Origin of the sequence: Parvularcula marina, assembly GCF_003399445.1 — a bacterium.
Lineage (GTDB): Bacteria > Pseudomonadota > Alphaproteobacteria > Caulobacterales > Parvularculaceae > Parvularcula > Parvularcula marina.
This window is the reverse complement of record NZ_QUQO01000001.1, coordinates 2,137,876-2,150,935: the sequence shown is the minus strand read 5'-3', so window position 1 is coordinate 2,150,935 and position 13,060 is coordinate 2,137,876. Positions and strand designations below refer to the sequence as shown.

The following is a 13,060-nucleotide window of genomic DNA, read 5'->3' as shown; positions in this document are numbered from 1 at the left end:
GCGGGTGGTGGGAACCGTGTGAAATGACAGCCCCTCACCCGAAGATCAGCAAACTGACCTTCGACTTCTCCCTAAGGGTGAGGCGAAGTTTGCGCCCGTTTTAACAGCCGCCGCAGGCTCACCCAGCTTTCTGCCCGGCGATCCATTTCTCGATGCGCTCTTCGAGGACCGAAAGCGGCACGGCGCCCGCCTCTAGCACAGCATCGTGGAAGAGCCGGACATCAAAATCCTTGCCGAGCTCTGCTTCGGCACGCGCCCTCAGCTCACGGATCTTCAGCTCGCCTGTCTTATACGCGAGCGCCTGACCCGGCCAGGTGATGTAGCGATCGACCTCAGTCGTCACATTGTTCCGGGAAAGCCCTGAATTATCGAGCATATAGTCGATTGCTCGCTGGCGCGACCAACCTTTGTAATGCATGCCTGTATCGACAACGAGGCGCGTGGCGCGCCACATCTCATAGGAAAGGCGCCCAAAGTCCGTATAGGGTGTTTCATAGAAACCGACTTCCATACCGAGGCGCTCGGAGTATAACCCCCAGCCCTCAACAAAGGCGGTGAAGCCGCCAAACCGGCGGAAGGCCGGCATATCGAGTTCCTGCGCCAACGCGATCTGGAAGTGGTGACCCGGTACCGCCTCATGCAGGGTCAGCGCCTCAAGTTCATGCAGCGGCCGCGTGTCGAGCAGGGTCGTATTCACATAATAGGAGCCTGCTCGGCTGCCATCGCCCGCAGGCGGGAAGTAATAGGCCGTGGTCGTCTTTTCCGCGATATCGAGGGGGATTTCCTTGATATCATAAGGCATGCGCGGGATCTTGGTGAAGAGCTTCACCAGCTGGCCGTCCATTTTCTTCGAAATCCAGGCCGCACGCTCAAGGCGCTCTTCTGCCGTTTTCGGATAGAAATCCGGGTTCGACCGAAGATAAGTTTGGAAAGCCGAGAGGGATTCAAAGCCCTCGCCTTTCGCAATCTCTTCCATCTCGGCGCGGATGCGCGCGACCTCGGCAAGGCCGGTCTGGTGGACATCTTCCGGAGTCAGATCGAGCGTCGTGAAGAGACGCACACGGTATTCATAATATTCCTTGCCGCCCGGCATGGAGATAGTGCCGACATCCTCCCGGCAGGCGGGCTGGTATTCGAGGTTATAAAAGGCTTCGAATTCACGGAAGGCCGGGACGATCTGATCGCGGATCGTGCGGGCCGCATCAACGCGCATCGCGGCGAAGCGAGCCTCGTCAATCGAGGCAGGCTTGTTATCGAAAGGCCGCATAAAGGTGCTGTCGGCGGGGTCGATCACGATGTGGATATTAATCGAGTCCTCGTAACCCGCCATCGGCGCGCAGGGCTGGACCCATCCGGCCTCAAGCCCTGACCGCAGCCGGTCCGTCGATTTCTCGAGATATTCGGGCATCAGGGTCAGGCGGGTGAGATAAGATTCGTAATCCGCCTCGCTGCGGAACGGCAGGTAATCAGGCAGCCCCGTCAGGTCGAGATGCGGACCTCCCCGATTGGTCATGATCATGTACCGGCCGCCATATTTTGACGCCTCGATCTCGTTTTCGAGTTCGAGCATCAGGAGCTGGCGATTCAGCGCCTCGTCTTCGGTGAGATCGCTTCGGTCGATTTTTTTCAGGCGGGCAAGAAGGGTGCGGCGGGCCGAAATGCCTTCGGCATAGGCCTCAAGCGATGGGTCGCTGAGACGGTCGTCATAATCGCGCACGCCCAGACTGGTCGCGAAAGTCGGGCTTTCGCGCATCATCAGCGCCCAGTGATCATCAATGACAGAGGTAAGTTGCGGATGGCCGGTTTTTGACGTGGCCGCGCCGACGACACTCTCGTCTACGGGCGTCCAGACCGTCTGGTCCGAGGTTCCATCACTCGCGCAGGCCGCAAGGCCAAGCCCCAAAAGGCATCCCACAAAGCGCTTCATTTGCCCCTCCTTCACCGGGTTTTTGCCGATGGTTTAGGGGGCGGGGCGCGCTTTGGCCAGAATGAGGGTGATCAGAGGGGGGAAATCAGGGTCCGGTTATCAGCCATCCACTTGCGCGCCAGGCGCTGGGCTTCGGCGATCTCGCGGGAATCCATCTCCAGCGTGAGTTGGGCGCGATATTCGCGGGCCAATTCATTACCGCGCGAGGCCGCAAGGTTGAACCATTTATGGGCCGTGATGAGATCGGGGTCTTCCCCCTCACCCGGAGTCGAAGCTTCGATGCCGAGACGGTACATATCTTCGGCGGTGTAGAGCTTCTCGGCATTGTCCAGAACGCCATGATCGAACTCAACAGACATTTTTTATCTTCCCTACCAGAAGGTTTATTCGGCACCCTGCCGATTAACCCTGTCACGAAATGACCATCTTGCAATGAAGATCAGGTAAAGGACGATTTATGAGATTCTTTACTTCGGATTGACTGCTGGTTAACCACGTTCCGTTGGCGAACAAAACAGTTCGTAAAGAGAAGGTTTATCGATCGGGGTGATGCCCCAGACGGTTTTGCGGAAGCCTTCGGGCTTGAGCATGTGACGCCACGGCGCCTCAACATAAACCGTGCGCGGATCGTCATAGACATAATCGAGCGGTGGCGGCACGGCCACCCCGCCGACCATATCCTCCGACCAGATATAGAAACAGGAAAGCCCCTTCTCCTTGATCGGGTTGATCAGATTGAAGGAGGTCAGGACCCGGACGGGCGAGGCCGGGAACATCTCAACGAGATTGCCGCCGGTATTCTCCTCGCGCACGATCAGCACGCTACCCTCCGGCGCGACAGCGCGGATCGGCTCTTCGAGCGCGGCATAGGGAATGTACTCTCGGCAGTCGTTACAGAAGGGCGGACCGGGGAAGAGATAGGTCACCACACGGATCACCGTGACGAGGATGGCAATGGCAACACAAAGCGTCACCCAAGGCCGCAGGCTTTTCTGCGCGCGCAGGACGACGCTGGTCACCCCGACATAAGCAGGCAGGAGGACCGGTATCAGATAGCGCTCTGACACATTGCCCATGCCGAACAGAACGACGGCGGCGACCATGATGAGAAGCGAGAGCACGGTCGAGCGGATCAGAAGGCGCTCTTCTGAGAACCAGACAAGGCCCTTGCCCTTTGCCAGCGGCGCAATGAGGAACGCCCAAGGGACATAAAAAGAAATGGTCGCCACGATCAGCGACAGGAGCCCTTCACCCAGCCGATCCCAATAGGCGCCTTCCAGCCCCATGGTCGTCTCCAGCGTCTCCTTATAGGCGGACGACTGCGCAAGGAACCATATCGCATGGGGCAGGATGATCGCCGCCGTCACGAGCGGCGCGATGATGAACCGCCGGGCGAGGATCACCGTACGGATTCGCGGATTGGCAAGGCTCGCCAGAAGGTAGCCCGCCACGAACAGGCCCGAATTATATTTTGTCAGGAGCGAGATACCGACCGTCAGGCCAAGGACGAACATGTGAAAATAGCTGGGCTGGCGGAAGGACATGAGCCCCGCCCAGATCAAGGCCGAGACCGCCGGCAGCAACAGTGCCGAATGGGTGAAGGCCTGATGAAAGTTCCAGCCGACCTGATAGAGGAGCACCATGCCGATCGCCGTGCCGAAGGCTACGCGCTGGCCCGCATAGGTGCGCACCGCAGCATGGATGAATCCGGCGGCCACGATCAGCGCGAGATATTTGACGAGAAGGAAGCTCCACAGATCCCCTGTCGTCAGATGGTGCAGGATCTTGATCAGCCATTCAAAGAGGGGCGGGTTGTTCGGCTGGTACCCCCATTGCCAGACCTGCGTGAATACATTGGTCTTGGCGTCATCCATGGAAAGATAATCGCCCGCGATACGCCGCACCAGCGCGCTCAGTACCCCGAAGATCGTCACGACGATCAGGGTCAGGCGGAGCGAATAGGCAGGGCCCGTCATGACGGGCTGTTCGGCATCGGCCTTCATTTCTCCACCCGTTCCGGCATGAGGTCTTCTCCTGCGGCCTCTTTGGCCTCGATCTCGTCTATCGCAGCGCGGAGCCTTGCGAGCCGCTCCGGCGTCAAAGGATGGGTCGAGCGCGCATAGATCGCCGCCGGCGTCTCCCGGCTGAAGACATGAAAGACATCGCCCGCCGCATGCAAGTCACCGCCCGCCCGCGCAAAAAGATAAAGCCCCAGATAATCGGCTTCCGCTTCGAACTCTTCCGCCCAGGGGGCAAGAAAGCGCAGCGCCCGCGCGCGATAGGAAATATCGGGCGGCTCATCGGCGGCACCGGCCAGCCGGTCGGCCAGCCCGCCTGCCACATAAAGGACGGGGCCGGTGATGACCGCACCTGAAACCGTCACATTACGGATATATTTGGCGCGGTGCTCAGCGATCAGATGCGCGGCCTCATGGGAGATCAGATAGCGCAGGGCTTCATCCTCCAGCGAGCGGATGACGCCGGTATAGATGACGATGTCGCCCGAATAGGCATGGGCGTTGATCGCCTGGCTGGTTGAAATCTTCACCGCGTAATCGCAGCGCTCAACGCCCGAGAGCGTGACATCACGCCTGCCCGCCCCATCGGCGATGGTCAGGGTGACGGGCTCCTCTTCCTTTGTCCGCTCCCGGATCTTGTCGGCCGCGTCTTTGGGCTCCTCGACCGCCTCGCCCTCCACCGCGATAAGCCGCGCGCCGGAGGGGATGCCGGCCCGATCCGCCGGGCTGCCCGCCATGACATGCATGATGGTCAGCTCATCAGGCACGCCGATGAAGTCGAGCTCCTTCTCGCGCAAGCCGCCCGCCAGCCGCGCAAGCTGTTTGCGGTCCGCCAGCACCGTGCCGAGGGAGGGCCGCACTTTGGGGCAGAGCTCTGTATTCGCGGTGAGGATCGGCCAGGAGAGGTCATAGACCCGCGCGCGGCGGCTCAGCGCCGTCTCCATCGCGTCCTCAATCGCCGCCTTGCGCTCTGCGGCGACCACCGCCTCGTCCAGCGAGGGCGCCGCAAAGTCGGGACTGGCACAGGCGCCAAGAAACATGAGAAGGAGAACAGAACAGAACCGCATTCCCCGATGCTAGAGGAGAATGCGCCGAAGCTAAATGCTTGCTCCTCAGGATTAGGGAGCCGAAAGAAAAGGAATTCCATGGCCCGCGCCACTGACACCTATGTCTGCCAGTCCTGCGGTGCCGTCTATGCCAAATGGGCCGGACGGTGCGACGCCTGCGGATCATGGAACTCGATCGAGATCGAGGAAGGCGCCAGCGCCCCGCCCGGCAGCCTGTCGGCCAGCGCAGCGGCCAGCAAGGGCCGCGCGATTGAGCTTGAAACGCTCGACGGCGATGTGAAGGCCGAAGCGCGACTGCCCACGGGGAATGCCGAATTCGACCGCGCGGTCGGCGGCGGGCTGGTCCCCGGCGGCGCGCTCCTGATCGGCGGTGACCCCGGCGTCGGCAAATCGACCTTGCTGCTGCAGATCGCGACCGGCCTTGCCGAACGCGGTACACGGACGCTTTATCTCTCCGGCGAGGAAGCCACCGCCCAGATCCGCATGCGGGCAAGGCGGCTGGGCCTGACCAAATCGCCCATGTCGCTCGCCACCGGCACGTCGATGCGCGATATCCTCGCCACGCTGAAGGCCGAAAAGCCGCAGGCCGTCATCATCGATTCGATCCAGACCCTGTGGTCGGACAGCCTGCCCGCCGCGCCCGGCACGGTGACGCAGGTGCGCTCCTGCGCGCAGGAGCTGGTCCGGTTCGCCAAGAACACAGGCTGCGTCCTTATCCTTGTCGGGCATGTCACCAAAGACGGCCAGCTGGCGGGCCCGCGCGTCGTTGAGCACCTCGTCGATGCGGTCCTTTATTTCGAGGCCGAGACCGGCCGATCCTTCCGTATTCTGAGGGCGGTCAAGAATCGCTTTGGCGCGGCCCATGAAATCGGCATTTTCGAGATGACCGGCGGGGGCCTGAAAGAAGTCCCGAACCCCTCCGCTTTGTTCCTTGGTGAAGGCGGCGAGCCCGCGACGGGCGCGGCGATCTTTGCCGGGATCGAGGGGACGCGGCCCCTCCTTTGTGAATTTCAGGCGCTAGTCAGCCCGTCGACTCTGGGCGCCCCGCGCCGGGCCGTGGTGGGATGGGATTCGGCAAGGCTCTCCATGCTGCTCGCCGTGCTCGATACAAGATGCGGCATGGATTTCGGCCGGCATGATGTCTTTCTGAATGTCGCAGGGGGTTTGCGGATTTCAGAACCCGCCGCGGATCTGGCGGCGGTCGCCGCCCTTCTCTCCTCACGGCTCGATACGCCGTTGCCGGAGAAACTCGCGATATTCGGGGAGATCGGCCTGTCGGGCGCTGTCCGCGCCGTGCCGCAGATGGACACCCGGATGGCGGAAGCGAGAAAACTTGGCTTTGAGAAAATCCTCTGCCCGAATGGCGCGGATGGCGACAAGGCGACTTCGCGCCGCCGGGTCGAGCAGGCCGCCGATGTCGTCGCTTACGTCAAAAGCCTCGCCTGATCCTCCCAGATTTCCAAATTCCCCAATCTGAGAAAGGGTTTGCATGACCCCCCAGCGCACACCTATATAGCGGGAGGCGGCGACACTTCACCACGTGATGGTTGTATTTGCCGCGACGGCTCTGAGAGAGTGAGCTGCATGACTGAGAGGACACTCACAGCGGAACCCGCGCCCGAAAATCCGGCCGGGCCCCACCGACAGGATGTTGCGGAGAGTGAAGTCCGCCTACGGGCTATTCTTGATCACGCGCTGGATGGTGTCATTACGATCAGCGAAGAAGGCACGATCGAATCCCTCAATCCCGCGGCCCTGAATCTGTTCGGCTATGACGATCACGAGATGATCGGTGCTAATGTCAAAATGCTGATGCCTGAACCTTATCAGGATCATCATGATCAGTATCTGAAGCATTATCGCGACACAGGCGAGAAGAAGATTATCGGCATCGGCCGTGAAGTCGTTGGTCAACGGAAGGATGGATCGACCTTCCCTGCCGACCTGTCCATCAGTGAATTCCGGCTGGGCGAACGCAGGCTCTTTACCGGGATCGTCCGCGATATCTCCGAGCGCAAGGAATCCGAGGAGAAGCGCGACCTCTTGATCGCCGAACTAAGCCACCGGGTGAAGAACACGCTCGCAACTGTCATCTCCGTTGCCCAGCGCAGCTTTCATGAAGATGCTTCTTACGCGGCGGGACGCAAATCCTTTGAGGGGCGCATCCGCGGGCTCGCCCATACCCATAACAGACTGGCAGAATCCAAATGGACCGGCGCAGACCTTCGCAGCACGATCGAAGATGAGATTTCTCCGTACAGAAATGACAAGGCTGAGAATCTTTCTCTGCATGGCCCCGACATCAATCTGACGCCCAAAGGGGCGATCACGCTGGGCATGGCATTTCACGAGCTTGCCACCAATGCCGCTAAATATGGCGCCCTATCGGTTGATGAGGGGAAGGTGGCGGTCAACTGGGATGTTTCTGACGACAATGAGCTTTTGGCCATTCAATGGACAGAGTCTGGCGGCCCTGCGGTCGAGCCGCCTACGCGCCGCGGGTTCGGGCACATGCTGCTTGAACGCGGTGTCCCTTACGACCTGCACGGAACAGTTAAGCTGAATTTTTTTCCTGATGGAGTGACCTGCAATATCGCAGTACCGACTGACATCTCCGTCATACGAGCGGGGCAATAAATTAAAATGGCAGAGCGTAGAATCCGCACTTCACAAGTCCACTACTCCTCGGGAAACGACATGGCTGGAGGGCCTCGACACGGAACCGGAGATGGCAAAGCCGGCAGACTGGCTGGCAAACGGGTACTGATCGTTGAGGATGAGTTCTTCGTCGCGCTCGAAGTCGAAGAGGCCCTTCAATCCTTTGGCTGCGATACCGTCGGGCCGTTTCTCAATCTGGAAAAGGCAATGGCTGCCGCCGACCGCGAGGATTTCGACCTTGCCGTGCTCGATATCAATCTTGACCGCACCATGGCCTATCCGCTCGCGGATGAACTGAACGAGAAGAAAATTCCGTTCGTCTTTGTCACCGGCTATGCCGAGAATGACCTGCCCAAGAAATACCGGCTTGAAGTTCGGGTACAAAAGCCTTTCGCTTTTTTCGAGCTGAGGCGGGCCATTGAGGATCGCTTATCCTGGAATGACCCGCCTCGCTCCTGATCGCCTCAGAGATATGGCCCCCACATGCGGGTGATGGTCCCGAAGATGCCGAGCGCCATCAGCGCTGACATCAGAAGGACGAACCCCGCCGCCGCGAGCTTGGCGCCCGCGCTCTGGCTGCGTGTTGCGGCAAAATAGATCTCAAGCCCGAGAAGTGGCAGCAGAAACGAGCCGTAAGAGATCGCAAAATCGGCAGGACCTGAAAGCGTCGAGTTCATCCCGCGCGGCCCCTGATTGCCGATGATCCATGCCATGATCATCACCCGAAAAAACCAGACCCCGTTGACCGCCATGAAGAGCCGCATCGCCCATTGACGATGTTGATCGATCTGGCGCCGGATCGCATAGCGCAGCGCGATACCTGCGAAGATCAGGATGAGAATGCCGTTGATAGTCGTCGGGATGCCGGAAGAAACTGAGAGAAAGGCCCCCCTGCCCCAAACCAGCCATATCCCCCCGATCGCCATGAAAACGGCAAGCGCCATGAAGAGCCGCCCATTCCAGCGGTGAAGAGCGGGGAACCGCCGCCGCAATGGCGGGATCAGCTGCATCAACCCGCCAAAGGTGATGACGGCGGCAAGGAGGACATGAAGGGCGAACATGATGTTGCCGAGAAGGTCACCCTCGGCATAGCCCATGATAATCGGCCGGTCGTTCCACGCCGCATATTCGCCGCGCGCCGTCCGGCCGCCATAATAAACGAGGATATAATAGATGAAGGCGAGCTGCCCCGCTGCCGCCGTTAGGTACCAAATGACGCCAGAAGTTTTGAGGGCCTTGCCGGGCAGGCGGGCGGACAGTTGATGGCGAGGGGGTTGCATCCAGAAATCCTTTCATCTGACCGGCGAGTTTCGCGCGCTGTAGGGTCAGGAATGAGAAGGATGAGCGGCTCTCGTCTCGCTGATTTGGAAATCGGCCATTGTTTTTTGGGGATTTCCGGCATCGATTTTGGTCTGGGCCGGACCTAAGTTAGAAGAACTGCCGGGAAGAGGAAGAAGCACGCAATGAGCGCGACACAGGCCATCATGGCAGCCCCGATCCTGACCGCCGGACTGGCCCTCTCTTTTCTAGGGACGTCGCGGCAAAAACTGGCCGCCCATCCGGTCCTGATCTATTGGGCGTTGTTCGTGACGGGCGTTTTCAGCTTCTGCCTTGTCGCGGCAGCGGGAGAGCATCTCGGCCCGCTCCTGCCCATCTTCACTTTTGCTTGCAGCGCGACCTGCGGGATTGCCTGGCTGTTGACCCGCTCGCTTTTCCGCCCCGATGGCGGGCGATGGCCGGTCGTTCTGGTCGTCGTTCTTTACCTCACAGGGTTTGTGCTCGACCTGAACGCCGATGCCCCGGCCAACATGGTGACCGGCATCGTCTCGAACATCTTCACGCTGATCAGCTCGACGGTCCTCCTTCTGCCGCTGTTTGAACCGCTGGAAGGCCTGCGCAAGAACCTGCCCGCCGAAGAGCGGACTTTCCGCAAGAGGTTCGTGGCGGGCTATGCGCTCCTCTTTACCGCCGCCGTCGTTCTGCAGCGCGAGGTCGCCGAATTCACCGTCCTTGATTCAATGGTCATCAAGGTCACCTGCGCGGTCTTTGCGGTCGCTGGCGCAAGCATCGCGGTCCGCTATCGGCTGTTCCATCCGCTCCCGGCAGGCTCTTCCCGCCAGCAGTCCCGGCGCACACCGCTTGAGGCCGATCACCGGCTCGGCGCGCGGATCACCCAGCATCTCGAGGGCGAGCAGCTCTTCACCAATCCTGAGATCAAGGTGGCTGATCTTGCCGCCGTGCTGGGCGAGCCAGACTATAAAGTCAGCCAAGCGATCACCGGGGCGCTCGGCTATCCGAACTTCAACAGGCTGATCAATCACCATCGCATTGGGCAAGCCAAAGCCATGCTGGGTGATGAGCACCATGCAGACCAATCGATCCTGTCGGTCGCGATGGAGTGCGGTTTTGGCTCGATCGGCCCCTTCAACAGGGCCTTCAAGGAAGAGACAGGGATGACACCAGGTGCGTATCGGACCGCGGCGCGTTCAGGCGAGCTGCAAACCGCCTGACATTGAACACCTGAGAAGTGCAATTCCCCGCTGGCCCAGCCGCGCCGATTGTGACATTACGGATAACAAGTTCCCGGCGGGTAAGGCAGCGTGACCCTGTTTGATCTTTTCATTCTGGCCATTCTGGGTCTTTCCGGCGTCTTTGCCTGGATCCGGGGCTTCACCCGTGAGCTCGTGACACTGGTCGCCATCGGCTTTGGCGTCATGGCCTGCATGTTCTTCGGGCAAAGCTTCAGCACGCTTTTCGGCGAAGGCACGTTCAGCCAGATCGCGGGCTATGCGACGCTGTTCCTGATCATCTTTATCATCGCGCATATCGTCCTTGAGATCGTCCTCGGACGCTATCTGGGCAAGGAGCCTGTGCGCTGGGATCGCATCGGCGGCGTTATTTATGGAATCATAAGGGGTTGGCTCCTGCTGGGGCTGGTGTATCTGGCCCTCAATATCTATTTCGACGAGGACAACCCGCCCGCTTGGCTTGAAAACTCGCTTCTCAAAGGACCCGTGGTCATTGCCGCCGAGTTCTTTGAAGGCATGGGGCTTCAGCCCCTCGGGGCGGAAACGGAATCAGAAGACGGCGAATCGCCGCAGAATGAACCGGTCTAGAGCCGTGGGTCGGAAGGGCCTTAGCCGCTTCTCCACCCTTTTCGGGCGATAGCGGTTTTGGAGGCCTGAATGCCCAGCCAGGATACCCGCCTTCTTGCGGCCCAGCGCCGTTTCCTTGAACGCGAACAGCGGCGCGCAATCAGTGCCCCGCAACTGCCGCGCGCCCTCAATGAGGAATGCGGCGTCTTTGGCATGATCGGACATACGGGCGATGCGGCCGGCACCATCGCGCTCGGCCTTCATGCTCTCCAGCACCGCGGGCAGGAAGCGGCCGGTATCGCCACCTTTGACGGTGAGCAGTTCTATAATGAAAAAGCGCTCGGCCTCGTCAGCTCGCATTTCATGTCCGAAAAGGTCGTCAGCCAGATCAAGGGCAATTCAGGGATCGGACACACGCGCTATTCAACGACCGGCGGGTCGGGCCTGCGCAATGTCCAACCCTTCTACGCAGATCTCGACCGCGGCGGGCTGGCGCTTGCCCATAACGGCAATCTGACCAATGCCCGCACGCTTCGCACCCAGCTGATCCGTGAGGGGCGCATTTTCCATACGACCTCGGACAGCGAGATTTTCGTCAAGCTGATCTCGCAATCGCGGCGCCTGTCGATCCCTGAACGGATCATGGACAGTCTGCCCGCCATTGAGGGCGCCTATGCGCTGATCGCGATGACGCATGATGCGATGATCGGTGTGCGTGACCCGGTGGGTATCCGCCCGCTCGTCCTCGGCAAGCTCGGCGATGCCCCTGTCTTGGCGTCCGAAACCTGCGCCTTTGACCTGATCGGCGCGGATTTCATCCGTGAGGTGCAGCCTGGCGAAATGGTGATCTGCCGCGCCGATGGCTCGATCGAGAGCCGCCAGATTTTCCCCCCGCAGAGCCATGCCCGGTCTTGCGTCTTTGAGCTGATCTATTTTGCGCGCCCCAACAGCTTCATCGAGGATGAATGCGTTTATGAGTTGCGCAAACGGCTGGGCGCGCAGCTGGCCAAAGAATCTCCTGTCGAGGCGGATGTCATCTCCCCAATTCCCGATGGCGGCGTGCCGGCGGCGATCGGCTATGCCAATGAAACGCACCAGTCCTATGACATGGCGCTGATCCGGGGCCACTATGCGGGCCGGACCTTCATCCAGCCGACGCAGGAGCTACGCGAGCTGGGCGTCGCCCGGAAGCTTTCCCCCAATAAGGGCGTCGTTGAGGGCAAGCGCGTTGTCCTGATCGATGATTCCATTGTGCGCGGCACGACCTCGAAAAAACTGACCCGCCTCCTCCGCCGGGCCGGCGCAAAGGAAGTCCATTTCCGGATCGCATGTCCGCCGATCCTGTGGCCGGACTATTACGGCATCGATATGCCGAGCCGCGAGGAGCTCATGGCGGCGAACTACACCGTCGAGGAAATCCGCGAGCATATCGGCGCGGACAGCCTTGCCTTCCTGTCGGTCGACGGGATGTATGAAGCCTTCGGCAAAGGCCCGCGCGATCCCGAACGGCCCGCCTATTCGGATCACTGCTTCACGGGCAAATATCCGACCCCGCTGACCGATCTTGACCGCCTCAAACAGGTCGCGAAAGTCGAGCAACTCTCTTTCCTCGCGGAAACGAGCTAACCCCGGAAGGCTTTGCCATCAGACGCTTGCCATATTAGGCTGGTGTCTCGAACAAGGACGGCCCTCATCGATGCGTGTTTTCGTGAAGCTCCTGGCAGGAATAGCCCTTGGCCTCGTCCTCGGGTTCTTCATCTTTGTCGGCCAGCTGCCGCGCGAGCGTAATTTCGACATGGATCGCGCGATGAGCGCACTTGAAGGCATCCCCCGCGACAAGGTCGGCATCGTCGTCTTTACCGGCGGCAGCGGGGAGCGGATCGAGCGGGCGCTCAAGCTTTATGAAACGGGGCTGGCTGAGCGGGTCCTGATTTCCGGCACCCATCCGCAGGTGACCAAGAACGATCTTGCCGCCACCGGTGACCGCACCCTGATCGAATGCTGTGTCGATCTTGGCCCCCGCGCCCAGACGACGATTGGCAATGCGCTGGAAGCCCGCGACTGGGCCGTTGCCCATGGCTATGAAGCGGTCGTGCTGGTGACGTCCGAATTCCATCTGCCGCGCGCCGCCGTCGAGCTGAAACATGCCGCGCCGAAACTGACAATCGTCAGTGTGCCCGTGGCTAGCCGTCTGGCCCCGGATGAAGGCTGGATGACCTCGCCCAAAGTCTGGAACCTGCTGTCGCGGGAATATGCCAAATTCCTGCTCGCCTATGCGCGGTCCCTGACCTGAGC

General features: G+C 60.4%; 12 protein-coding genes. 7 read left to right on the top strand and 5 right to left on the bottom strand.

The window, feature by feature from the left end; translation table 11 throughout:
• Nucleotides 1-118 precede the first annotated feature (118 nt).
• The 4 genes from DX908_RS10395 to DX908_RS10380 form a co-directional block, all read right to left on the bottom strand.
• Nucleotides 119-1,927 (bottom strand): DUF885 domain-containing protein, encoded by a 1,809-nt coding sequence (locus DX908_RS10395; RefSeq protein WP_116392273.1) that lies wholly within the window; start codon nt 1,925-1,927, stop codon nt 119-121.
• Between the two features lie 71 nt (nt 1,928-1,998).
• Nucleotides 1,999-2,286 carry a hypothetical protein gene (locus DX908_RS10390; protein WP_116392272.1) on the bottom strand — a complete coding sequence of 96 codons (288 nt, stop codon included), beginning with the start codon at nt 2,284-2,286 and terminating at the stop codon, nt 1,999-2,001.
• A 129-nt stretch (nt 2,287-2,415) separates the two neighbouring features.
• A complete protein-coding gene (locus DX908_RS10385; RefSeq protein WP_116392271.1) occupies nt 2,416-3,930 on the bottom strand; it encodes an ArnT family glycosyltransferase in 1,515 nt (504 codons plus the stop codon).
• Nucleotides 3,927-5,012 (bottom strand): M48 family metalloprotease, encoded by a 1,086-nt coding sequence (locus DX908_RS10380; RefSeq protein WP_116392270.1) that lies wholly within the window; start codon nt 5,010-5,012, stop codon nt 3,927-3,929. The genes DX908_RS10385 and DX908_RS10380 overlap by 4 nt, the downstream gene beginning before the upstream one ends.
• 78 nt (nt 5,013-5,090) lie before the next feature.
• Between DX908_RS10380 and radA the strand changes: the two genes are divergently transcribed.
• The 3 genes from radA (at nt 5,091) to DX908_RS10365 (ending at nt 8,129) form a co-directional block, all read left to right on the top strand.
• A complete protein-coding gene (gene radA / locus DX908_RS10375) occupies nt 5,091-6,458 on the top strand; it encodes a DNA repair protein RadA (protein ID WP_116392269.1) in 1,368 nt (455 codons plus the stop codon).
• A 138-nt stretch (nt 6,459-6,596) separates the two neighbouring features.
• Entirely contained in the window at nt 6,597-7,649 is a 1,053-nt protein-coding gene (locus DX908_RS10370) for a sensor histidine kinase (protein ID WP_116392268.1), read from the top strand.
• A 60-nt stretch (nt 7,650-7,709) separates the two neighbouring features.
• Nucleotides 7,710-8,129: a response regulator gene (locus tag DX908_RS10365; protein WP_116392267.1), complete on the top strand. Its 420-nt coding sequence runs from the start codon at nt 7,710-7,712 to the stop codon at nt 8,127-8,129.
• 5 nt (nt 8,130-8,134) lie between these two features.
• Here DX908_RS10365 and DX908_RS10360 read toward each other — a convergent pair whose 3' ends face one another.
• Nucleotides 8,135-8,950, bottom strand: coding sequence for a DUF2306 domain-containing protein (locus tag DX908_RS10360; RefSeq protein WP_116392266.1), 816 nt, complete (start codon nt 8,948-8,950; stop codon nt 8,135-8,137).
• A 183-nt stretch (nt 8,951-9,133) separates the two neighbouring features.
• On the opposite strand from DX908_RS10360, the gene DX908_RS10355 reads away from it, so the two are divergent.
• From DX908_RS10355 to DX908_RS10340, 4 genes are all read left to right on the top strand, one after another.
• Nucleotides 9,134-10,180 (top strand): helix-turn-helix domain-containing protein, encoded by a 1,047-nt coding sequence (locus DX908_RS10355; RefSeq protein ID WP_116392265.1) that lies wholly within the window; start codon nt 9,134-9,136, stop codon nt 10,178-10,180.
• 90 nt (nt 10,181-10,270) lie between these two features.
• Nucleotides 10,271-10,786 carry a CvpA family protein gene (locus tag DX908_RS10350; protein ID WP_116392264.1) on the top strand — a complete coding sequence of 172 codons (516 nt, stop codon included), beginning with the start codon at nt 10,271-10,273 and terminating at the stop codon, nt 10,784-10,786.
• A gap of 69 nt (nt 10,787-10,855) precedes the next feature.
• Nucleotides 10,856-12,391 (top strand): amidophosphoribosyltransferase, encoded by a 1,536-nt coding sequence (gene purF / locus DX908_RS10345; protein ID WP_116392263.1) that lies wholly within the window; start codon nt 10,856-10,858, stop codon nt 12,389-12,391.
• A 70-nt stretch (nt 12,392-12,461) separates the two neighbouring features.
• The gene (locus DX908_RS10340; protein ID WP_116392262.1) at nt 12,462-13,058 is read left to right on the top strand and encodes a YdcF family protein; all 597 of its coding nucleotides are present in this window, start codon (nt 12,462-12,464) and stop codon (nt 13,056-13,058) included.
• The last annotated feature ends 2 nt before the right edge of the window (nt 13,059-13,060 follow it).